This window comes from Pseudomonas sp. TE12508, assembly GCF_056279485.1.
Map to the genome: position 1 here is coordinate 39,714 of NZ_JBWCCN010000009.1, position 22,853 is coordinate 62,566.

Sequence of the window (22,853 nt, forward strand, 5' to 3'; positions counted from 1 at the left end):
GGACGCGGAGCGTCCCGGGCTGCATTCCCACGCAGAGCATGGGAACGATCAGTGCTCGGCTTCGCGATCCAGATCGTCCTCAACCTCAAGAACCACCTTACCCTTGGTCTTCAACTCACTGACAATCACCGCAGCGACAATCAACCCCGCGCCAACCAACGCTATCGCCGGCAACCGCTCCCCGGCGATCCGCCCGACAATCCCGGCCCACACCGGCTCCCCGGCATAGATCAACGTCGCCCGAGTCGGCGAAACACTCTTCTGCGCCCAGTTCATCGCCACCTGAATCGCCGCACTCGCCGCGCCCAGGCCCAATGCGCTGCACAACAGCAACCACGAGAACCCCGGAATCACTTCCTGAGTCGGCACCACCATCAGAAACGCCAGCACCGAAGTCACCGCCAGCTGCACCACCGTCACCCGGCGCACGTCGACCTGACCGGCATAGGTGCTGATCAGAATGATCTCCGCCGCAATCGCCACGGCGCTGATTAATGTGGCGATTTCACCGGGGCTGAAATTAAACGAAGCGCCGGACGGCCCCGACAACAGCATCAACCCGGTAAAGGCCAGCATGATCCCGATACTCGGCATCAACCCCGGACGCCGTCCCAGCACCAGCCATTGCAGCAACGGCACGAACGGCACATACAGCGCGGTAATAAACGCCGACTGACTGCTTGGAATGCTCTGCAAGCCCACGGTCTGCAAGCCGTAACCGAGCATGATCGCCACGCCGATAAACGCCCCGGCCTTGAGTTCGAACAGGGTCAGTTCGCGCAGATGACGCCAGGAGAACAGGGCAACGATAATCGCTGCCGCGGCAAAACGCAGGCCTACGAAAAACATCGGCCCGCTGACGGTCATTGCATGCTGCACCAGCAAAAAGGTGCCGCCCCAGACCATAGTGATCAGCACCAACACGCATTCAGCTTTGCTGAACCGTGAGAAACGGGAGGAAGCAGGGGAGGAGTTCACCGACGTCATGGCCTTGCGTGCTACCTGAGGGAGACGCACAATGCGTCGGAAGTTGGGCAGTATACTGCGCAACACCATCAAGTGAGCAATATAGTGCACAAAGATTCCACCCAACGGGCGTCGGTCCTCCAGCACGTCAGCCAAAACGTCCGACGTCTGCGCCACGCCGCCGACATGAGCCAGACTGCCCTGGCGGAAAAATCCGGTGTCAGTCGCCGCATGCTGGTGGCCATCGAGGCCGGCGAGAAGAACGTCAGCCTGACCACTCTTGATCGCGTGGCCGAAGCGCTGGACGTTGCCTTCAGCGACTTGATCCAGGCCCCTGAAGCCCGCGACCCGAGCCGCATCAATGAACTGGCCTGGGCCGGCACGATCCCAGGCAGTAAAGCGGTGTTGCTGGCCAAAGCTACCGCCACTCGTGAAGTGGAACTCTGGGAATGGCGCCTTGAGCCAGGCGAGCATTACCCCTCGGAGCCGGATGCCGATGGCTATAGCGAACAGATTTATGTGTTTGAAGGCTGCCTGACCCTGATGCTCGGCAACGAGCCGCAGAAAATCGCGGCGGGTGAGTTCTTTATGTTTGCCAGTAATCAGCCGCATTCCTATCGCAATGAGGGGGACGTGGCGGCGCGCTTTGTGCGTAATGTGGTGATTTGATCGGTGCCGATTTTGTCGCGTAAAACACGTATATACCTGTTGCTTCTCACAGTAGACGATGTGCCTCGGATCCAACAATGATGAGTGCGCCGGCGGATGGCGGCCCACTCCTTAAAATCGGATTCAGACATGTCTATTAATCACAAAAAGCCGTCAGAGCTTTTACCTGCACCCGTACTACCAGTGGCCTACGGCGACAATGTCTTTCTCGAAGATGTCATTGCCGGTGCCCGGGTCGATATTGAATTGAACCGGAACGTCTATCCGGGCACGCAGGTGACCCTTGAATACAAGGTTGGCAACACTCCCAATAGATTAGTGATTCCACTTCAAGAGGGACGAGCATCATTCTTGATTCCTGCTTGCGCATTTATTAACAGTCTGTGGGTGGGGGGAATACAGATGCGGTATTGGGTCGACGATCCATTCCATAAAAGCGAAGTGCTCGATTTGGGCGTATCGATGCGTTGTTGAGACAGGCCAGGCTGTTGGCGGGGCAACAGTGGAACATCTTGCATTTTTTAGTTGATGTGTTTTCTTCTACGCTGGGCTGTCCGGCAGCGCCGATGTGACTGCATGGGGCGATATGCCCGATGTCTATTCATGTAAACATTGACCAGTGAGAACGGCATGACTGACACCCCAAGCGGACAGGCGACCAAACCCATCCGCCACGCGGATATCCTGATCATCGGTGGTGGCCTGAGCGGCACGATGCTGGCGGCGCAGTTGTTGCGTTTGCCGGGCAAGCGTCAGGCGTTGGTGATCGAGCCCCGCGCCGAACTCGGTCGGGGCGAGGCCTATAGCGCGGTCGAACTGGGGCATACGCTTAACGGCAACGCGGCGCGCATGAGTGTCGATCCCGACAACGCTGATGATTTGACCCAATGGCTCACCAAACACATCGCGACGGGTGGATGGCCGGAGTCGGATCAGCAACATGTGCCAGTCAGTGAATTGTTCCCGCCGCGTGGGCTGTTTGGGGTCTATGTGCAGCAGCGTCTGGCCGAAGCGCAGGCAGTGGGTGAGCGCCACGGTTCGACCGTCGAACATGTGCGTGCCGAAGTGGTGGACCTGCAAACCCGGGACGATTCAGTGCAATTGACCTTGAGTGATGGGCAATGCTTGCAAGGCGCCTATGCGGTACTGGCCACCGGTATGTTCCCCGCCGCACGCACGCCGCAGACCGAATCCAGCGGCCTGAACGCCGCCGCCCTCGACCCGTGGGATGTGGCTTCCATGCGGCAGCTCGATCCACAATCCACGGTGCTGATCATCGGTTCCGGGTTGACCATGGTCGATGCCGTGGTGTCGCTGGAGCAGGCCGGGCATCGCGGGCCGATCGAAGTGTTTTCCCGTCATGGTCTGCTGCCTCACGTGCGTAGGCAGCCGCCAGCCTGGGTGGATTTTTTGGCCGAGGATCACAGCATTCGCACACCGCGTCAGCTGATGCGCGAACTGCGTCGGCATTGCCGCGACGCCATCGCCCAAGGCATCGACTGGCAAGCGCCACTCGACACGGTGCGGGCGCACATCGGGCGGTTGTGGAACCAGGCGACGGACGTGCAACGCCGGCAATTCGTGCGCCATGTGCGGCCGTGGTGGGAGAGCCATCACCATCGCTCTCCGCCGTTGAGTGCCGAGTTGGTGGCGCGGCTGCACGGGGAAGGGCGGTTGCGGATTCATGCTGCATCGTTCAAAGGGTTGGAGCCTTCGTTGAGCGGTGGGGTGAGTATCCGCATCCGTCGCCGTGGCGAGGCCGAAACCTGCGTGGTGCACGGCGCGGCACTGATCAATTCCAGCGGCATCGAATACGACTGGCGGCGGGTGGCGCGGCCATTGCCGCAGCAGCTATTGGCGCGCGGGCTGGTGCGGCCGGGGCCATTGGCGTTGGGCATTGCCGCCGCGGATGACGGCGCGGTATTAAGCGCCGATGGGCAGGTCGCCAGCCGTTTGTTCGCCATGGGCCCACCGTTGCGCGGCATGTGGTGGGAGAGCACGGCAGTGACCGACGTGGCGAGCCAGGCCAAGTCTCTTGCGGCGCGATTGGTGGATTGACCGAAAGTTGGAGGGGGCCTTTTCGGGCCTCTTCGCGAGCAAGCCCGCACATTTGATCTCAGGCGTACACAGATCGTGTGTTCACCGAAGATCCCCGGTGGGAGCGGGCTTGCTCGCGAAGAGGCCAGTACAGTCACTACAACGCTCAGGCCACTAAACAAGCATTGTTTAAACGACACTCTTTTCCACGTCGACCCCGAGGTCGATAACGAAACCCTGCTGGCCGCAACCCAACGGGGGCAAGCCTCTCGCTGCTGTATCGAGCCCGCCGCGTGGTTCAGTTGGTCTGACACATTTGATATTAATTTCCTTGTCGGCTGAATTTTTCAAAATGTGTGGGGTCTGTTTACCGTCCGTGATGGCTGGCGTCATTTAGCCAGTATTTCTGACATCAATTTCAGGGTGACCACGACCCTTCTCCTGCGGGCATCAATGTACGCCCTCAGCACTTATGACATGGAGCGTTATGCTTATCTCCCCACGGATGTGGCCGGTGCTGTGCGCGCTATTGCTTGGCTTGGGTACACAGAGCAGCGCCGATGGCGCCAGCCTGCCAACGCCGGGCGACCAGGACCTGATCCGCGATCGCCAGAACCGCCTGATTGAAGAACAGCAGCGTCGACTGGAAGAACTCAAGGAACTGCCGGGCAAGCCAACATTGCCCGCAACACCGGCCGCCCCGGTGGATACACGTTGCTTTCCTATCAAAGACATCGAACTCAAGGGCGCCGACAGTCTGTCCGCTGCCGACCGCGAGCGCTTGCTCAAGCCTTATATCGGTCAATGCCTGGGCGTCTCGCAACTCAACGAATTGCTCAAGGTCATCACCGACCATTACATCGGCAAGGGCATGATCACCAGCCGCGCCTACTTGCCGCAGCAAGACCTCTCCAGCGGCCACTTAAGTGTGTTTGTAGTCGAGGGCAAACTCGAGGGTTTGAAGGGCGCTGACGACAGCCATATTTCCGATTGGGAACTGTCCATGACCTTCCCCGGTAAAACGGGCGAACTGCTCAATCTTCGTGAAATAGAACAACTGGTGGATCAGTTGAACCGCTTGCCCTCCAACCAGGCGCAAATGGAACTGACCCCCGGCGTTCAGGTCGGCGGCAGTAACGTGCTGGTCAAGAACAACCCGCAAAAGCCTTGGCGTGCCAACCTGTCGCGTAACAACGACGGTCAGAAAAGCACCGGTGAACAGCAGTGGGGCGCGGGCTTTGAGTGGGACAGCCCGCTGGGGCTGGCCGACCAGTTGATGTTGCGCGGCGGCCATGACGCGTTGAGCGATCACCAGAAAACCTCGAAAAACGCCATGCTCTATTACAACGTGCCTTGGGGCTGGTGGAACTTCAGTTATACCTACAGCCAGAGCGAATACCGCTCCCAGGCCCAAGGCAATGGTTTCAACTTCAGCCAGAGCGGCGACAGCGAGAGTCATCAATTTCGCGCCGAGCGCCTCGTCCATCGCGATGCGGTGAGCAAAACGTCGATCAATGCCGGCTTCGCCCATCTGCGCACTAACAACTACATCGAAGATAGCCGCCTGGATAACAGCAGCCAGCGTATTACCGAAGCCCAGTTGGGTATCAACCACGGCCGGCGTATTGGCCAGTCGTTCGTCAACCTGGACCTGGGCATGCAGCAGGGCATCGGCGCGCTGGATGCACAAGGCAACGACCAGCGTCGTGATGATGCCGGCAATCTTACCGCCAACGCTCGCTATCGAAAGTACACCGCCACGGCCAGTTACCTGTTGCCGTTCAACTGGCTGGGCGAGTCCTTCACGTTCAGCAGCCTCGCCACGGGCCAGCGCAGCGAAGACGTGTTGTTCAGTCCGCAACGCATCAGCCTGGGTGGCAGCTCATCGGTGCGTGGCTATAAAGACCAGTTTTTATCCGGGGACAGCGGCGGCTACTGGCGCAACGAGCTGCGCTGGACCCGCCCGGTGACTGTCGATTGGCTGCGCCCGGCACTGAGCGAGTACGGCACCAGTGTCGGCTATGACCAAGGCGTGATCAGCAATGACCGATACAACAGCGAAGTGCATGGCCGAATGTCCAGCAACTCTCTGGAACTCTTCGCCCGCGGCAAGTACCTCGCCACTCGCGTGACGTTCGCCCACTCGCTGGAACGCCCCACCGTGCTCACCGAGCGCGAGGCGCCGATCTACTTCCAGGTCGACCTGTTTCTTTAATTCATTTGTTATCGCGTCGAGATTCTGAATATGGACGTTCACCAGCTTGCCTTTCTGTCCCGCCAGCCTTCGGCTGCCGTGGCCCCTCGCACGCACTTCCTGGGCATGCCCAAACGCTTGCTGGCATTGCTGCTGGCGAACGTCATGTTCTGGCAGCCGATCTGGGCCCAGGCCGAGGGCATCGCCGTCAGTGGCAACACCCAGACCGGCATAGGGCAGGCCGGCAACGGCGTACCGGTGATCAATATTGCCGCGCCCAACGGTGCCGGGCTCTCGCACAACCAGTTCAAGGATTACAACGTCGGTCGCCAGGGCGTGATCCTCAACAACGCGACGAACGCGGTGCAGAACACCCAACTGGGCGGCCACATCCTGGGCAACAGCCAGCTCGGTGGACGGGCAGCCGGCACCATCCTCAACGAAGTCAACGGCGGTAGCCCCAGCCAGCTCAACGGCTACACCGAAGTGGCAGGTCGGTCAGCAAGGGTCATCATTGCCAACCCTTACGGCGTGAGCTGTAACGGTTGCGGCTTCATCAACACGCCGCGCGTGACCCTCAGCACCGGCAAGCCTGTACTCGACGGCAGCGGCAAGCTTGATCACTTCGAGGTTGATGGCGGCAGCATCACCATCGATGGCATGGGGCTTGATGCGGCCAACATTGATCAATTCGACCTGATTACCCGTTCGGCGAAGATCAACGCAGACATCCATGCCCGGCAATTGAATGTCATTACCGGTGCCAACAACGTCAACGCCGACAGCCTGGCCACCACCCCTCGCGCGGCCCGTGATGCCGACAAGCCTCAACTGGCAATCGATGCGGCGGCGCTGGGCGGGATGTATGCCAACACCATCAAACTGGTGGGCACCGAGCAGGGCGTCGGGGTCAAGCTTGCGGGCAACATGGCTGCCAGTGCCGGCGATATTCAAATCGATGCCGGTGGCCATCTGAGCATGGCGCAGACATCGGCCCAAGGTGCCTTGCGGGTCAACGCGCAGAGTGTCGAGATGACCGGCAAGGCTTACGCCGGCAGCGTCGATGTACGTACGCCCGGCGAGCTGGTCAACCGGCAGAGTCTGGCCGCCCGCAACCGCATCGACATCAATGCGGGAAAACTCAGTAACTCCGGCGTGATTGCCGCGGGCATCGAGGCCGATAACAGCCGCAACTCCACGGGCGACCTGAGCATCACCAGCCCCTCCGTGACCAACACCGGCAGTCTCGAAGCCAGTCGCTCGTTGAGCATCCGTGCGAGCACAACCCTGACCAATCAAGGCGTGGTTCAGGGCGCGGCGGTCGATCTGACCAGCGCCCGGGTGACCAATCAGGGCGCTGCTGCGCGAATCGTCGGTGACCAGCAGCTGGTGATCAATACGCCGGCCATCGTCAACCTGGCAGGGGTGATCCGCTTTGGCGCAGGGCAGGCGGCGTCCTTGCAACTCGACAGCCTGGACAACCGCGAAGGCTTGATCCAGGTGCTGGGCGGCAGCCTGACAATCACCGCCCGCCAGCTGGATAACCGTGGCGGGCAAATCGACGCTGGCGGCCTCATCGTCGATACCACCACGCTTGATAATCGCGCCGGCCTGCTTTCTGCCAGCGCCGGTAATGCGCGGGTGAACACGCGTGGCAGGTTCGACAACACTTCGGGCACTCTCCAGGCGAAAAACCAGCTTTCAGTCACGGGCCAGGAGGTCATCAACCATGGCGGCAGGCTGCTGGCGGTCAATGGTGACCTCGATCTGAAAGCCTCGAGCCTCGATAACCAGCTCGGCAGCGTGCTGGGGACCAAGGTCAGCATTCGCGCGCCGGGTGGGCAGGTCGACAACCGCGGCGGGAAAATCGTCGGCGAGCGCGTTGATCTGAACGCCTCGGGGCTCGACAACAGCAACGCGGGGCTGCTGGCGGCAGGCGCCCGGGGCATGAGCCTGATTTTCGATCCGGCGGCCATCAAGGCGCAGTTGCTCAATAACAAAGGGCGCATTCAGAGCGACGGCGGCCTTTTGCTGCAAGGTGGCTGGCTGGACAACAGCGCGGGCACAGTGCTCGGTAAAACCATCCAGGTCGATGCTCAACGGCTGATCAACAACGGCAAGGGCGCACTGGTCAGCAATGGCGGCGACGTTGTCCTGAATGTCAGCAACCTGTTGAGCAACCTCACCGGTGTGATCGATGCCGGTAACAGCACGGTCACCGTCACCGGCGCGAGCCTGATCGATAACCAGGGTGGCACGATTCGCGGCCAGCAACTGGGCCTTCAGGCGGCCACTTTGCTCAACGGTCAGAAGGGGCAACTGGTCGCAGGGTCCGGTGGGTTGACCTACAGCGGGAACCGACTGGACAACAGCGGCGGCGTTATTCTCGCCGACGGTGGGCTTGCCAGCCTGAAGCTCGGCAAGGGCAGCATCGGCAACCTTGGCGGCACGATCCAGGGCGACACCGTCGAGGTGACCGCCGGCAGTCTCGATAACAGCAGCGATGGCACCAAGGCCGGCATGATCGCCAGCCTGGCGGGTGAACTGAAGCTGACCGTCGATTCACTGACCAGCCGCGCCGGCAAACTCTTCGCCAAGACCGCGCTGGTGTTCAAAGGCTCCACGCTGGACAACAGCGGTGGACAGCTCAGTGGCAACACCGTTGACCTGACGGCCGACCAACTGACCAACCAGGGTGGCCTGATCGAATCCAACACCTGGCTTGCACTCCAGGGCGGCACGCTGGACAACAGCGCTTCCGGGCGGATCCGTGCGCTGGGCAACAACGTCAGTACTCTTCGCGTCTCGACAGACGACATCAGCACGCTCGATTTCAGCGACACCGTCAATAACCACAATGGCACCATCGAGGTCGGTAACTCGTCGTTCAGTTTCAAATCCAGCACGCTGGATAACCGTACCGGGACCCTCGAACACGCCAACACCGGGTTATTTACCTTGCACCTCGATCGCCTGACCGGTGCCGGTGGTGATATCACCGGCCTGGGCAGCGGCGACTGGAATTTTGGCGCGGTGGATGGGCTGGGGCGTGCACAGCTCAACGAGGCCCTGACTTACACCAGCGATTCGCTGACGCTTCAGTCTGGCGATCGCCTGGCCAGCAGCACCGCCCTGGTGCTCAACCTCGGCAGCCTGAATAACGGCGGCGAGTTGCTCAGCGATGGCGACCTCACGCTGAACCTTACGGGCGATCTGTTCAACAGCGGTCGGTTATCCGCGCAAAAAATGCTGGCTATCACCGCCCATGACGTGCGCCAGAACGGCGGACGCATGGGGGGCGGCACCGACACACGCCTCAACCTGAGCGGTACGCTGGATAACCTCGGTTACCTGACTGCCCGCCAGAACCTGCGCATCGACGCGGCGCAAATCGACAACCGCGGCACACTGGGTGCCCAAGGCAAAGTCGACCTCACCGCCACCGGCGGCATCACCAACGGCGCCGATACATTGCTGTTCAGCGGCGGCGACATGAGCTTGCGCGCCAGTAGCCTGCTGAACTGGTATGGCGACCTCTACAGCGCCGGCAATCTTAGCTTCGCCGGCATCGACGGCGCCGCCGCGCAAAGTTTCAGAAACCTCTCCGGGACCGTCGAAAGCCAAGGCAATATCAGCCTTCACGCCGTCTCGCTGGAAAATGCCAAAGCCGAATTCGAGCTGGACCAACAACGGGTGAGCGGCACCTTGAAGTGGGCGTGCAGCCAACACTGTGGCGGACATGACTCCTTCAAACGCGGCTGGATCACCATTGGCCAAACGTTCATCGAGCGCGCCATCAAAGACTCTGCTTCGGCGCGCCTGGTTGCAGGCAAAGACCTCAACATCCAGGCCTCAAGCGTGCAGAACCGCTACAGCCTGCTGGCCGCCAACAACAACCTGACCATCATTGCCGATGACCTGCTCAACCAGGGCGCGTCCACTCGCACCGGGCAGAACACCATCGTGATCCGTACACCGAGGCGCATTTCCACCGGTTATTGGGATCAGATGGAGTACGTCGACGTCCCGGCCTTCAACGCGGCCGTTGCCGCCGGGAACTACGACGACGCCCGCTTCGAACTGCTGAAATCGCGTTCCAGCGACAGCCGCTTCCAGGAGCGCAGCAATGTCACCGTCTGGACCGACAACCCTGAGCCGACCTACGCCGCCACGATTCAAGCCGGCGCCACCGTCAACCTCAGCGTCACGCGTACCGTGCAAAACGGCACGCTGCACGAGAACACGCTCGAACAACTGACCGGTACGCTGGGCGACGACCAGACCGGCGTCGGGGTAGGTGAGGTCAATATCAACCTCACCCCGCAGGCGACCGGTGCCGCCGCCGTGACGCCTGCCGCTGTGCAACCCATCGAGCGTATCGCGGCGGATGGCAGCGTACAGACCGTCTTCAAACCGGTGGATTACAGCGGGCTACCTTTCACCTCTGTGGACCCGACGGCCGGGCCGAATTTCCAAACGCCCAAGGGCGATTACGGGTTGTTCATCAAGAACCCCGACCCGACAAGCCGCTACCTGATCGAGACCAACCCGAACCTCACGAACCTGTCGCAGTTCTTTGGTTCGGACTACCTGCTCAAGCTGTTGAACGTCAACGCCGACAGCACTTGGCGTCGACTCGGCGATGGCCTCTACGAGCAGCGCCTGATTCGCGATGCGGTGCTGGCGAAAACCGGCCAGCGTTTTCTCGCCGGCGGTTTGACCAGCGATTACGAGCAATACCGCTACCTGATGGATAACGCCCTCGCCAGCAAAGACGCACTGCGCCTGAGCCTTGGCGTCTCGTTGACGGGCGAGCAGGTCAGCGCGCTGACCCATGACATTGTTTGGATGGAAAACCGCATCGTCGACGGGCAAAAAGTCCTCGTGCCAGTGCTGTACCTGGCCCAGGCAGATAACCGTAACGTACGCGGCAGCAGCCTGATTCAGGGCCGGGACTTGAACCTGTTCACCGGCGGCGATCTGGTCAACGTCGGCACGCTGCGCGCCAGCAATAACCTCAACCTCCAAAGCACCGGCAGCGTCTACCAGGGCGGGCTGGTCGAGGCCGGCAACGACCTGCAAATACTGGCGCAAGACAGCATTCGCAACGCCATGGTCGGCGAGATCCGCGCCAGCCAGGTCAGCCTTGTCGCGCTCAAGGGCGACATCATCAACGACCGCACCGCGATTCAGGTTCGTGACGGCGCCGGCATGCGCACCCTGACCGACGCGGGCAGCAGCATCAGCGCCCGGGAAAACCTGGCCGTTGCGGCCGGCCGCGACCTGACCAACCACGGCGCCTTGAGCAGTGGCGGCAACGCGACCCTGACGGCGGGCCGGGACATCAACCTGGCGGCCAAAACCGATACCAGCGAGAAACACGAATTCAGCGACGGCGGCCACAAGTCGAGCATCACCACTGACGTGAAGAACCTCGCCGCGACCGTTACTGTCGGCGGCAACCTGACCGTGGATGCGGGCCGCGACGTCAATGTCATTGCCAGCCAGGTCAAGGCCGGGAACAACCTGACCATCAGCGCCGGCCAGGACTTCAACGTGACCTCGGCCGACGAAATCCACAACGTCGCGAGCAAAACCAAGGACGGCAAAAAACGCATCACTGAAGAAAACGACCGTACCACCCAGATCGCCAGCATCTTGAGCGCGGGCAACAACTTCAACGCCCAGGCCGCTCGTGACATCAACCTCATCGCCAGCAAGATCAGCGCCGGCAACGAAGCGTATCTGTACAGCGGCAACAAGCTGAGCCTGCTGGCCGCGCAGAACAGTATGCATACGCTGTATGACATGAAGGAAAAGGGTAACTGGGGCGCCAAGAAGGCCCAGCGCGATGAAGTCACTCAGATCACCCACGTCGGTACCGAGATCAACACCGGCGGCCGCCTCACCCTCGCCAGTGCCGGCGATCAGCGCTACCAGGTCGCCAAGCTCAACAGTGGCAAAGACCTGATTCTTGAAAGCGGCGGTGCCATCGCTTTCGAGGGGGTCAAGGACTACCACGACGAAAGCCACACCAAGAGCAAGAGCGATTTGGCCTGGACCAGCTCCAAGGGTAAGGGCAATACCGATGAGACGTTGCGTCAGAGCACGCTGATTGCCCAAGGCTCGTTGGCCATTCGGGCTGTCGATGGGCTGAAAATCGACATCAAACAGATCAATCAAAACACCGTCAGCCAGACCATCGATGCGATGGTCAAGGCCGACCCGCAACTGGCCTGGGTCAAGGAAGCGGAAAAACGCGGGGATGTGGACTGGCGCCAAGTGAAGGAGGTGCATGACTCCTTCAAGTACAGCCACTCCAGCCTGGGCCAGGGCGCGATGCTGGCGATCATCATTATCGTGACGATCCTCACCGCAGGTGCGGCCAGTGGTCTGGCTGGCGCGGCGGCCGGGGCTCAGGCCGGCACCGCCTCCGCCATGGCGGCGGCGACGACTGCCGAGGCAGTGGCCGCAGGGGCAACCTATGTCGGGGCAGGCTGGGGCAACGTCATGGCCACGGCGGCGATGACGTCCATGGCCAGCACGGGTGCTGTCAGCGTAATCAACAACAAGGGAAATCTGGGCGCGGCTGTTAAAGACACGTTCAGCAGCGACAGCCTGAAAAATGCCGCCATTTCCGGGATGGTCGCCGGGTTTACCACTGGCGTGATCGACCCGAAATTGGGCGGGACAACCAAGCCTTACAACAGCATCACCAAGGGTTTCGACTTATCCACCCTTGAGGGCATAGGTGGTTTCGCCGTGCATGCCGGCGCACAAGGCGTTACCTCGGGCGTGGTCAAAACCGCAGTCAACGGCGGCAGCCTGGGCGACAACCTGGTCGATGAACTCGTGGCCCAGGCCGGGACCGTTGCGGCGGCTGTGGGGTTCAGCCAGGTCGGCAGCTTCGCTCAGAAAGAGTACCTCAAGGCAGCGGCCGATAAAGACTCGGTCGGCATGGCGCTGTGGGCCGAGGGTGGCGCTGGACGAACCGCGCTGCACGCCATGATGGGCGGCGCGATGTCCTCGGCCACCGGCGGCGACTTCGCGACCGGTGCAGTGGCCGCCGGTGCCAGCCAGGCCATGGCTGGCGCTTTGAATGATGTCTTCAAAACGCAGCCGGAATATCGCGAGGCCGCCGCACAAATCGTCGGCCTGACCGCCGCCGGTCTTGCCGGTAAAGACGTTGAAAAAGCGGCCTGGGTTTCGCTGATGGCCGATCAGTACAACCGCCAGCTTCATCCAGACGAAATCCCGTTGCTGAAGAAACAGGCCGACAGTCTGGCGAAGGAAGCCAATCTCAGCCCTGAAGAAGCGGAAAGTCGCTTGGCCAAAGCGCTGGTTTATTACACCGACAAAGACTGGAACGGTGTGCTGAGCGGCCAAGGTGCTGCGCCCGATGCCCTGACGGTGAAGCATTTGGGCATCGCGCTGGCACCGCTGGGCGCCACGTACGCACCCGCAGCGGCGACGGATGTTCCGGCAACCGGTCCCGAGAAAACCTACACCCCCACCGAAACCGCCGCGTTAATCGCCAACTACAGCAGCACCCATGCGGCGCAGTACGCGGACAACAAAATCAATGCCATCAACCTGCAAGGGCTATTCACAGGCGATCTCGGTTATGAATACGCCAATTACTACCACAAGAACCTGGCGGTCGGCCCGGGCCTGACGGATTGGGGCACGGTAACCGGCAGCACCCAAGGTGCGGGGAAGGCATTGTCGGAGGCAGCGGGTTCGGCGTGGGCCTTGCTGAGCAACCCGGTGCAAGGCAGCGAACAAATCGCCAATGGCCTGGTAGGGCTGACCAAGCACCCGGTCGACTCGTTGATGAGTAGCGTCGAGGCGAGCCAAACCAAAGCGGCATTGGCAACCCTGTACGACATGCAAGGTAACACCGCCGCCAGCGCCGCGATCCGGGCGCAAAGCGACGTTGAATTTGCGTTGAACTTCCTTCCGGTGAACCGGGTTAAGACGCTGGCGAAGTTGGGGGCGGGTAGTACGGTCATTAAAGCCGCTGACAACGTTGTACTTCCAGCGGGGTATCGTGAGGGTAGCTCAGCAGGAGCGGCGTTTAACGAGACGGGTGCACTGCCGGAAGGCTATCGTCGGGTCGTTAATACCAGGACCGGTAATACTGAAGTCGTCGGCTCTGATGGCATCTTTTATTACGAAACCGCCGAGGGTGGACTGAGGCCGAAGGCTGGGGGTAATCTGGCAGAGTTGGTGGCGGCTGAGGCGAAGATTGCGGGTGCAAAAGGCGTATCGACTAATCCAAATGAGGCGTTTTTCTGGTCTGGTCGAACTGATGGGGTTGGTGGTGCAGATATAGCCCAGCAGATTGCTACGCAACAAGGAGGAACAACCCTTGAAGCATTGATGGCCCAACGTGGTATACAAATGCCAGCATGGGACGCTACAAATCCAGTCGTTGTGAAGGCATGGCAAGACATCTCTGCTCAGTATGCAAATGGAGTTTCTGGGACCGTGCGTGCAGTAATCGGACAGAGTTTACGTCCCGGAAACGTGTGGGAAACAGCAGAGTTGCCTGCGTTGATGAAAAATCCTAACGTAGATAAAATTATTACTATCGATCCTGTAACAATGGGCGAGAAAGTTATTTATGTGAGGGGTGAGCAGTGATTCTTGAAGTCTCTCGAGGTCATATCAAAGTAAAAATTGGAGATAGAACGGCGACCGCTCAAGGCGAGATGTTCTTTCCTGGTAACGATAAAATGGGCTTTGTGGTGTATAGAAACTCCATGAGGTTTTGGGACGTGCCTAACCAACATCAGATTATGACTTCCGAGGATATCGATACGGTTATCTCTGATATTCAGGCCGATTTTTTCAGGGGAGGGCATACCTTAGAGATTGAGAATTAAAAAGGTGCAAAAGATGGAGGTGCGAGTGGGCTCAGTGGTGGTAAACCATCTGTGGTGGATGATCCATATAGCCCGAGCGCTGTTACTGAGCGTTCTAAAGTAAGGGGAATAGGGAAGGGAAAGGGGACGGGAAAGGGGACGGATTTATTTGTTTGCTTCGGGCGTAGTGGTCAGAAAATAAATCTGTCCCCTTTGTTTCTTGTATTGATAGGGCAGCTTTTGATAAGTGGAAGGTGCAGTACTGGCAGCGACGATCTGCAGATTTTAGGAGTTGGGAATGAGCCAAATTACGGCGCATCAAATTGAGGATTTAGTATCACTGCATCCTGATATCGTGTGCTTTGGTAGTGAGGTCGATCACGTGGGTGACGACTGGATTAAGAAGGCGGAGCAGAGGCTAGGGCTAGAACTGCCAGGGTCGTACAAGTGGTTTTTAAAGACGTATGCGGGTGGGGAAATTGGTACTGAAGAAATTTACAGTATCTATGGCGTGGACTTTGAGAGTGTCAATGGGGGAGATATTGTCTATCAACATATTGTGGGCACAAAAAATAATCTGGTAGATGAAAAAAAGCTTGTGATTAGCGGAACTGACATGGGGGAAGTCTTTTTCTTTGACTATTCAAGGTTTAAAGATGGTGAGTGCCCCGTGAGTCTTCGGCTTCCATCTGGCGAGAATGTTAATTACGCTTCAGATTTTTATGAATTTTTATATAAACGAATTTCTGCTCATATTTGATAGATATCCTCATCCTACACCGGCCCCGTGCCGGTGTTGTGTTATCTACTTACTGCAAAACAGCCCTTCCTTCACTGCTCGCTTTAGTCGTGGCCTGAGCGATATCTGTGCAACGAATTTTTGTTGGCTCTTAGGTAGCCGGTCAATGGCTTCCAATTGCTGCTGCCATTTCGGAGCGAGTCCACGCTTACGCACGGTGAGGAAAAGGGGGCGGATTTATTTGTTTGCTTCGGGCGTAGCGTTCAGAAAATAAATCTGTCTCCTTTTTTTAGCATTCAGAGTTGGCGAGTTTCTATTCAAAAGTATTTACCGAGGCAGGCGTCGAAAACTTTAAGTTTTTAATCGCTCCGGCGACTAAGTGAGGCGTGTAATGAGTAGTGATCGGGAAGTGTTGGAACAAATTCTTGGCGGAACAATTGAGCAGCGTGGGCAACGTGCGCTGCCAGGCTTAAGACCTGTTGAGGGGGTGGAGTTTGTTTACTACGAAGACGATGGGAAGAGTAAAGCCAAGAAACAATTTAACGCCATCTTGGATTCTGCAGGTTCAATAAGGGCAACTAGCGGTGGCGTTGTGTCCGACAGTTGCAAAATTTATATGCCGGATGGCCATCTATTTCATGTGTTGTCTTACCATGGAGATATAGAAGGTTGGCGGGAGGCAGTTGAGTCAGGAGCAAAGGCTCGTGGCCTACTTCTTGCCCGAATTGAAGGTGATCAATTTGCCATCTCCGATGGCCGCTCGATCCCTCTGTCAGAGTGCAAAATAGAGTTCTCTTGAACCCTGGCAACCTTCAACACCGACCTCGTGCCGGTGTTGTTTTATCTGCCGAACTGTTGATTCTTTTCTGCTATTCGGCAGCTACCGAACTGCTACTTATCCGCTCTCAACTGGTATCAGGAAAAGGGGATGGATTTATTTTTTTTGCTTCGGGCGCATGGTCAGAAAATAAATCCCCTTATGTCACGAGGTGTAGAACATCAGGGAGGCATTAATAGAGCGCAAGGTTCAGCAGAAAAATTATTTGGTAGATAACTATGAAAAATGCAGTAGAAATGCGAAAGCTTATAGGCGCAATAACATCCGCTGAGCTTTATGAAGGGGGTTATGGTGACTGTATATCTAATGTTGATGCCATACTGAACGGCGTTGACGATTCGGACCGAAGAGGTGTGCCTACTGATTATCTGGAATTTCTTGCGGACTTTGGATTCGGTGAGCTAGACGCTGCGTTTTATGTAAATGATGGTCCAGTAAAGTATTCTTCTATGTCTGGTAGAGAAGTAGATGGGTATGAGGGTGTGTATGTATTTGCTGGTAACTCAAGTGATGTGCTATATGCTTTTGATTCCAGGGATAATTGGTCGGTAGTGGAGATTAGCTCTGAAGCTGATGGGTTTAAAGTGTTGTCGGTGGATTTTTCTAGTTTTATGTTGGATAAGCTTAAGTATGTTAAGGGGCTAGTCGAATGGCGTGCAGAAAACTGAGCGTCGAAAAATTTTAAGAATGGCGGATAAGGGGACGGATTTATTTGTTTGCTTCGGGCGTAGTGGTCAGAAAATAAATCTGTCCCCTTATTTTGATTGAAATGGGCGCTAGGAAAATTGATGATTACACATGGCATCACCATCAGGATAACGGCCGAATGCAATTGATTCCTGAGATGGTACATAAAAAGACGGGGCATATCGGTGGCGAAGCTATAGGAGGAATGTAATTATGTTGAATTTCGAGCGCTATAACGACGAGTTGATGGGGTTCGTACTTGTCTGTCTATTTTGTGAGGCTATCAGTAAAACTGAGTTCCAAATCTGGTGCGCTCAGAGTGCCACCTTAGAAAACGCGCCATATTTTCTGTATGACCTAATGGAGTTTGATGATGAAATTTTTAAAATCTATCAGATCATCGGTAGGGTACCTTATTGGGAACATAGTGATGATGAAGAGTATGCGCTGTATGGCATAGCTGTTCGTCGCGGGATGAAGCCTTACGATATGCCTTTGTCTCTAGAGGAGGCTTTGAAAAAATTAGAGGCAGCCCCCACGACAGAGCAAGCGTTTCGTCAGGCGTTTAGTTTTATTGAACTGTAGTTTTGGGGGAGTAGGGAATAAAGGAAAAGGGGGGCGGATTTGGGGCGGATTTATTTGTTTTCTTCGGGCGTAGTGGTCAGAAAATAAATCTGTCCCTGAGGGATCCCCACAAATCTACCCCAGCACCTGTGCCTGTTGATGTACCTCGTCTCGCAATGTGCGATCAAGTCTCTCCAAGGTTTCCCGAGAGTTTGAGCCGCGTCCGCAACGCCAGTATTCCAAGCCCAGTCGCCACAAGACGGCACTGGAAGGGAAAGGGGACGAATTTACTTATCCGGTGGTTTGACCGAAAGTTGGAGGGTGTTTTTTTCGGGTCTCTTCGCGAGCAAGCCCGCTCCCACATTGGATTTCGGGCGTACACAAATAATGTGTTCACCGAAAATCCCCTGTGGGAGCGGGCTTGTTCGCGAAGGGGCCGGCCCATCCAACACAAAACCCACAGTCAGACCAATAAACAGGCGATGTTTAATCGACATCTCCAGACACTCACTCAGACTACACAGCCTTGCGCCGTTGCCTACGACTACGCCAGAATCCGCCGGCTTGTGCGCCTTGAGGCCGGGCTCTATCGTTTCCGGGTCGCTGACGAATCAGCGATCGGGTTTAGCAGCCCGGGTCATCTCTAGACGTACAACGTTAACCGTTCATGTTATGGCGGCTTTGCGTGGGGCACTTCGGTGCGCCGGGTTCTAGAGTCCTGGTCTGCTAACCCGCGTACAGCCGCCACCTCTTTTTCGTTTAGCAGCGATTTGTAGCGGCTCCATAACTCTAGGAGCGTCATATGTTCAAACCAACACCAAATCCACCGGAAACCGATCCAACCTCCCCGTACGAATCCCTCGATTCCAAAAAACTCCACGAAGCCGCCGACCGCGCCCTCGACCACTACCTCAAACCACCCATCCCCAAAGCCATCCAGCGCAAACCCAGCACCATTTACCATGTGGGTGCGAAGGTCGATAACGAAACCCTGCTGGTCAACGCCTGCGAATCCCTGGCGTCAGCGAGCATGATGCTCAGTGAGTTCGCCGGATTGATGGATATGCCACATCGCAATGTGATGTTGGGGATTCAATCGGTGGTCATGCTTGGGGAGTTGGCGGTGAATCGAGTGCTGGATAACCTCGATCCACGAGGTTAGCGAGGATGATCGTTCCCATGCTCTGCGTGGGAATGCAGCCCGGGACGCTCCGCGTCCCTTCCAGAGCCGAACGCGGAGCGTCCGTTGAGGCATTCCCACGCAGAGCGTGGGAACGATCAAAACCCCGCATCACGCGGGGTTTCTTGTCAAAGTGTGGGAGCGGGCTTGCTCGCGAAAGCTGCTTAACATTCAACAGAGATGTCGACTGTTACGCCGCCTTCGCGAGCAAGCCCGCTCCCACAGGGGTGATGTTAAAGCTCACATCAATATTGTTACGCCACCACCTGATAACACGGCACATATTCCGCGCCGCCCGGCAGTTTCATCCGGTGCTGGGCGACGAAGGCTTTGAGCAGTTTGTCCAGCGGCTGCATCACCGCCGCATCGCCACGGATCTGGTACGGCCCGTGTTCTTCGATCAGGCGGATGCCCTTGTCCTTGACGTTGCCGGCGACGATGCCGGAGAACGCGCGGCGCAGGTTGGCGGCCAGTTCGTGGGACGGCAGGTTGCGGCTCAGTTGCAGGTTGGCCATGTTGGCGTGGGTCGGGTCGAACGGGCGCTGGAAGCCTTCGTCGATCTTCAGCAGCCAGTTGAAATGGAACGCGTCGTTGCGCTCGCGACGGAACTGTTTGACCTCTTTGAGGCCTTGAGTCATTTGCCGCGCCACTTCAGCCGGGTCGTCGATGATGATCTCGTAATGCTGCTGCGCGGCTTCACCGAGGGTGGCACCAACGAAGGCGTGCAACTGCTCCAGGTACGGCGCGGCGCTTTTCGGCCCGGTGAGGACCACGGGGAAGGGCAGGCTTTCATTGTCCGGGTGCATCAGGATGCCGAGCAGGTACAGGAATTCTTCGGCTGTGCCCGCGCCGCCCGGGAAAATGATGATGCCGTGGCCGACACGGACGAACGCTTCCAGACGTTTCTCGATGTCCGGCAGGATCACCAGTTCGTTGACGATCGGGTTCGGCGCTTCGGCGGCGATGATCCCGGGTTCAGTCAAACCGAGGTAACGGCCGCCGTGGATGCGCTGTTTGGCGTGGGCGATGGTCGCGCCTTTCATCGGGCCTTTCATCACGCCCGGGCCGCAACCGGTGCAGATGTCCAGGCTGCGCAGGCCGAGTTCATGGCCGACTTTCTTGGTGTATTTGTATTCTTCGGTGTTGATCGAGTGGCCACCCCAGCACACCACGATTTTCGGTTCGACGCCGGGGCGCAGGGTGCGGGCGTTGCGCAGCAGGTGGAAGACGTAGTCGCTGATGCCCTGGGAGGTGCTCAGGTCGATGCTCAAGGCGTCGAGTTCGTTTTCGGTGTAGACGATGTCGCGCAGGGCGCTGAAGAGCATTTCACGGGTGCTGGCGATCATTTCGCCATCGACGAAAGCGTCGGCCGGGGCGTTCAGCAGTTCCAGGCGCACGCCACGGTCTTGCTGGTGAATGCGAATTTCGAAGTCTTTGTAGGCTTCCAGAATGGTCTTGGCGTTATCGACGTGGGCGCCGGTATTGAGGATGGCCAGGGCGCACTGGCGGAAAAGGGTGTAGGTGAGGCCGGTTCCGGCTTCGCTCAGTTGCTGTACTTCACGTTGGGACAGTGTTTCCAGGCTGCCTTTAGGGCTGACCGAGGCGTTGATTACATGTCGTTGGGTCATTCAATGATCCTTAAAACGATGTCACCCGCCGGCAGGCGCATGGCATCCGAATAGTGTGTATCCATGGAGAAGATGGCACGAACTGCGCTGTATCGCCATGTTCCCCGTTTGACATGGAAAGATGAAAAGGAGCCCCAGCATAGCTAAATCCTTCGGGGAGGCGATAATGCCCCGCAGTCTTTTTGCTACAGAGCCTTCTACCATTGATGCAAGGAACCCCGTCGCGATGTTCGAAATCCAGCCAATGAATGCCGAAACCTATCGACGCCAGACGCGGCGCAGCACGGTAATCATCGCCCTGATGTTCCTGGCGCTGGCGATGGTGCTGTCCACGGCGGCGGTGGCGTTGTTCGGTGAGCCCGGCGGCGACAATCTGCGTTTCAACGTGGGCGGTGTGTTTGCCGCATTATTGCTGATGGCGGCGCTGATGCGCGGCAAGTTCTGGACCCAGGAATGGATGGCGCCAGCGGTCTACGGTTGGCAGCTCAAGCGCAGCCTGATGAGCATCACCAACGTCATGCACCAGGTCACGGCGGCAGTGGAGAAGGGCGATCCGAGCGCCATGAAGCTGCTGCGTTTTTATCACTTGGGGTTGAGCCAGATGCACCAGTTGGACGGCAACTCCAGCGACCATAGCCAGCTGACCCGTGAAATGGACCAGCACAAGGCGCGGATGGAAGCGCTGGGCATCGAGACCGAACAGACGCAATTGAATCCGGCCTGGCTTGAGGCGGTGAAACAGACGCAGATGTAGCCTTGCGATTGTTGGCGATGAGCATTTTCGCGCAAATCACCTATCGTATTCGTTGATGAGTCATAGTGGTCTGAGCGCCAGCCACGGCTGGCTGGCGCTAAAAGGGCGAACGGGAAAATTCGCCATGTCATAAGGGATTAAGGGAGCGTCATGGGGCATCCGTCCGTCAAAGATCGTATCGAAAGCACCCGACTCGCCACGCCTTGGTTACCCGGGCAGGTTGAGTCGAAACTCAAGGTTCGATACGCAGTCTTCCTGCTCGTTGCGGTGTGCCTGTCCATGACGGCCATCGTGATCGGTGAAGGCTGGAATGCGCGCCAGTACCATTTGCGCGGCAGCGAAGTGGAGATGTCCAACCTGGCGCAAACCCTCGCCTCGCAGGCGCAGGCATCGATCAAGCAGGCCGACACGCTGCTGTTTGCCTTGGTGGATCGCCTTGAAATCGACGGCATGGAACCGGCGAAAATGCCCAGACTGCAACGCTTGCTCCACGCCCAGCGCAGTGAGCTGGCGCAGATCCATGGGTTATTCGTATTCGACGAAGAAGGACGCTGGCTCGCCAACGCCATTAACGTCATACCGCCCAATGCCAATAATTCCGACCGTGAATATTTCATCTACCACCGTGATCATCCCGACCGCGGTCCTCATATCGGTCCGGCGATAAAAAGCCGCTCGACCGGTGAGTGGATCATGACCGTGTCACGCCGGATCAATCACGCCGATGGCCGGTTTGCCGGCGTGGTGGTGGCCTCGATCTATCTCAACCATTTCCTGGACCTGTACAACAGCATCGACATGGGCAGTAACGGGGTGGTCAATTTGATCGCCGACGACGCCACCATCGTCGTTCGCCGACCGTTCAAGGAAACCGATATCGGCACCAGCGTCGCCAAGGGGCCGCTGTTTACCCAACTGTTGCCCAAGGGCGATTCCGGTACGGCAATCGTCAGATCCTACGTGGACGGGGTGGAGCGGGTGGTGGGGTTTCGGCGGGTGGAGGGTTATCCGCTTATCGTTTTTGCCGCGCTCGACAAAAAAGAAGTCCTGGCCAGCTGGGTGCAGGAGTCAATCCTCAGTGCGGGGATCGTCTCATTGCTGCTGGGGTTTCTGGGCGTTCTCGGCTATCGCCTGATCCGTGTCATGAAGCAGCAGAATAATATTCAGAACGAATTGCTGGAGGCTCAGGAAAAACTCATTGAGGTCAACCATAGCCTCAAGTTGCTGGCTCTGGAGGATGCACTGACCGGCCTTTCCAACCGGCGCCAATTCGACCTGTTCATCCTGGCGGAAATGGGCCGTGCCAGGCGTACCCACACCAGCCTTGCGTTGCTGATGATCGATGTCGATCATTTCAAGAGTTTCAATGATCATTACGGTCATTTGGCGGGCGATGAGTGTTTGCGCAAGATCAGCACCGTCATCACCGACAACATCCAGCGCCCCGGCGATCTTGCTGCCCGCTTCGGTGGTGAGGAGTTTACGGTGGTGCTGCCCGGCACCGATTATGTGGGGGCGTTTCTGGTGGCGGAAAAGATCCGTCGCGCGGTTCAGCAAATCGACATCAAGCATAGCGGCAGCCCCGAAGGCCTCGTCACGGTCAGCCTGGGGGTCTGTGCCTACAACCAGACGGCGCAGAGCCAGCCCGAAGATTTGATCGGCGCCGCAGACAAGGCGCTGTATGTGGCCAAGGCCAGTGGCCGGAACATGAGCGTCATTGCCAACTGAAC

The 22,853-nt window shown here is 57.9% G+C and carries 16 protein-coding genes; 14 read left to right on the forward strand and 2 right to left on the reverse strand.

The features are described 5' to 3' along the window. Window positions 1–48: 48 nt before the first annotated feature. Window positions 49–1,056 carry a DMT family transporter gene (locus ACZ9IM_RS14075; protein ID WP_192343198.1) on the reverse strand — a complete coding sequence of 336 codons (1,008 nt, stop codon included), beginning with the start codon at window positions 1,054–1,056 and terminating at the stop codon, window positions 49–51. Window positions 1,057–1,071: 15 nt separating this feature from the next. Between ACZ9IM_RS14075 and ACZ9IM_RS14080 the strand changes: the two genes are divergently transcribed. From ACZ9IM_RS14080 to ACZ9IM_RS14135, 12 genes are all read left to right on the forward strand, one after another. Continuing rightward, a complete protein-coding gene (locus ACZ9IM_RS14080; protein ID WP_427623057.1) occupies window positions 1,072–1,635 on the forward strand; it encodes a helix-turn-helix domain-containing protein in 564 nt (187 codons plus the stop codon). 129 nt (window positions 1,636–1,764) lie between these two features. Then, window positions 1,765–2,109: a hypothetical protein gene (locus ACZ9IM_RS14085; protein WP_476224255.1), complete on the forward strand. Its 345-nt coding sequence runs from the start codon at window positions 1,765–1,767 to the stop codon at window positions 2,107–2,109. A 156-nt stretch (window positions 2,110–2,265) separates the two neighbouring features. Beyond that, window positions 2,266–3,693 (forward strand): FAD/NAD(P)-binding protein, encoded by a 1,428-nt coding sequence (locus ACZ9IM_RS14090; protein ID WP_476224256.1) that lies wholly within the window; start codon window positions 2,266–2,268, stop codon window positions 3,691–3,693. 484 nt (window positions 3,694–4,177) lie between these two features. Continuing rightward, the gene (locus tag ACZ9IM_RS14095) at window positions 4,178–5,887 is read left to right on the forward strand and encodes a ShlB/FhaC/HecB family hemolysin secretion/activation protein (RefSeq protein ID WP_476224348.1); all 1,710 of its coding nucleotides are present in this window, start codon (window positions 4,178–4,180) and stop codon (window positions 5,885–5,887) included. Between the two features lie 30 nt (window positions 5,888–5,917). Next, window positions 5,918–14,512: a two-partner secretion domain-containing protein gene (locus ACZ9IM_RS14100; protein WP_476224257.1), complete on the forward strand. Its 8,595-nt coding sequence runs from the start codon at window positions 5,918–5,920 to the stop codon at window positions 14,510–14,512. Beyond that, a complete protein-coding gene (locus ACZ9IM_RS14105) occupies window positions 14,509–14,754 on the forward strand; it encodes an Imm74 family immunity protein (protein WP_427623064.1) in 246 nt (81 codons plus the stop codon). Before ACZ9IM_RS14100 ends, ACZ9IM_RS14105 begins: the two co-directional genes overlap by 4 nt. 277 nt (window positions 14,755–15,031) lie before the next feature. Then, window positions 15,032–15,493 carry an SMI1/KNR4 family protein gene (locus ACZ9IM_RS14110; protein WP_427623065.1) on the forward strand — a complete coding sequence of 154 codons (462 nt, stop codon included), beginning with the start codon at window positions 15,032–15,034 and terminating at the stop codon, window positions 15,491–15,493. Window positions 15,494–15,863: 370 nt separating this feature from the next. Beyond that, on the forward strand, window positions 15,864–16,271 hold the full coding sequence (locus tag ACZ9IM_RS14115) for a hypothetical protein (RefSeq protein ID WP_427623066.1): 408 nt from the start codon (window positions 15,864–15,866) through the stop codon (window positions 16,269–16,271). 257 nt (window positions 16,272–16,528) lie between these two features. Then, a complete protein-coding gene (locus ACZ9IM_RS14120; RefSeq protein ID WP_476224258.1) occupies window positions 16,529–16,978 on the forward strand; it encodes an SMI1/KNR4 family protein in 450 nt (149 codons plus the stop codon). 101 nt (window positions 16,979–17,079) lie between these two features. Then, a complete protein-coding gene (locus ACZ9IM_RS14125; RefSeq protein WP_476224259.1) occupies window positions 17,080–17,208 on the forward strand; it encodes an HNH endonuclease in 129 nt (42 codons plus the stop codon). Window positions 17,209–17,210: 2 nt separating this feature from the next. After that, window positions 17,211–17,582, forward strand: coding sequence for a hypothetical protein (locus ACZ9IM_RS14130; RefSeq protein WP_427623069.1), 372 nt, complete (start codon window positions 17,211–17,213; stop codon window positions 17,580–17,582). A gap of 781 nt (window positions 17,583–18,363) precedes the next feature. Beyond that, window positions 18,364–18,723, forward strand: a complete 360-nt coding sequence (locus tag ACZ9IM_RS14135; RefSeq protein ID WP_427623070.1) for a DUF6124 family protein — start codon at window positions 18,364–18,366, stop codon at window positions 18,721–18,723. 272 nt (window positions 18,724–18,995) lie between these two features. Here the strand turns inward: ACZ9IM_RS14135 and ppnN are convergent, their stop codons facing one another. After that, window positions 18,996–20,369 (reverse strand): nucleotide 5'-monophosphate nucleosidase PpnN, encoded by a 1,374-nt coding sequence (gene ppnN, locus ACZ9IM_RS14140; RefSeq protein ID WP_008075186.1) that lies wholly within the window; start codon window positions 20,367–20,369, stop codon window positions 18,996–18,998. 226 nt (window positions 20,370–20,595) lie between these two features. On the opposite strand from ppnN, the gene ACZ9IM_RS14145 reads away from it, so the two are divergent. Together ACZ9IM_RS14145 and ACZ9IM_RS14150 are read left to right on the forward strand one after the other, a co-directional pair. Further along, window positions 20,596–21,123, forward strand: a complete 528-nt coding sequence (locus tag ACZ9IM_RS14145; protein ID WP_123494201.1) for a DUF3087 domain-containing protein — start codon at window positions 20,596–20,598, stop codon at window positions 21,121–21,123. Window positions 21,124–21,273: 150 nt separating this feature from the next. Beyond that, entirely contained in the window at window positions 21,274–22,851 is a 1,578-nt protein-coding gene (locus ACZ9IM_RS14150; RefSeq protein WP_476224260.1) for a sensor domain-containing diguanylate cyclase, read from the forward strand. Window positions 22,852–22,853 lie beyond the last annotated feature (2 nt).

Coding starts and splice junctions, on each gene's coding strand:
- ACZ9IM_RS14115 (WP_427623066.1), top strand. CDS start 15,864: ATGAGTAGTGATCGGGAAGTGTTGGAACAAATTCTTGGCGGAACAATT.
- ACZ9IM_RS14135 (WP_427623070.1), top strand. CDS start 18,364: ATGTTCAAACCAACACCAAATCCACCGGAAACCGATCCAACCTCCCCG.
- ppnN (WP_008075186.1), bottom strand. CDS start 20,369: ATGACCCAACGACATGTAATCAACGCCTCGGTCAGCCCTAAAGGCAGC.
- ACZ9IM_RS14075 (WP_192343198.1), bottom strand. CDS start 1,056: ATGGTGTTGCGCAGTATACTGCCCAACTTCCGACGCATTGTGCGTCTC.
- ACZ9IM_RS14095 (WP_476224348.1), top strand. CDS start 4,178: ATGTGGCCGGTGCTGTGCGCGCTATTGCTTGGCTTGGGTACACAGAGC.
- ACZ9IM_RS14125 (WP_476224259.1), top strand. CDS start 17,080: ATGGGCGCTAGGAAAATTGATGATTACACATGGCATCACCATCAGGAT.
- ACZ9IM_RS14100 (WP_476224257.1), top strand. CDS start 5,918: ATGGACGTTCACCAGCTTGCCTTTCTGTCCCGCCAGCCTTCGGCTGCC.
- ACZ9IM_RS14130 (WP_427623069.1), top strand. CDS start 17,211: ATGTTGAATTTCGAGCGCTATAACGACGAGTTGATGGGGTTCGTACTT.
- ACZ9IM_RS14145 (WP_123494201.1), top strand. CDS start 20,596: ATGTTCGAAATCCAGCCAATGAATGCCGAAACCTATCGACGCCAGACG.
- ACZ9IM_RS14120 (WP_476224258.1), top strand. CDS start 16,529: ATGAAAAATGCAGTAGAAATGCGAAAGCTTATAGGCGCAATAACATCC.
- ACZ9IM_RS14085 (WP_476224255.1), top strand. CDS start 1,765: ATGTCTATTAATCACAAAAAGCCGTCAGAGCTTTTACCTGCACCCGTA.
- ACZ9IM_RS14150 (WP_476224260.1), top strand. CDS start 21,274: ATGGGGCATCCGTCCGTCAAAGATCGTATCGAAAGCACCCGACTCGCC.
- ACZ9IM_RS14090 (WP_476224256.1), top strand. CDS start 2,266: ATGACTGACACCCCAAGCGGACAGGCGACCAAACCCATCCGCCACGCG.
- ACZ9IM_RS14110 (WP_427623065.1), top strand. CDS start 15,032: ATGAGCCAAATTACGGCGCATCAAATTGAGGATTTAGTATCACTGCAT.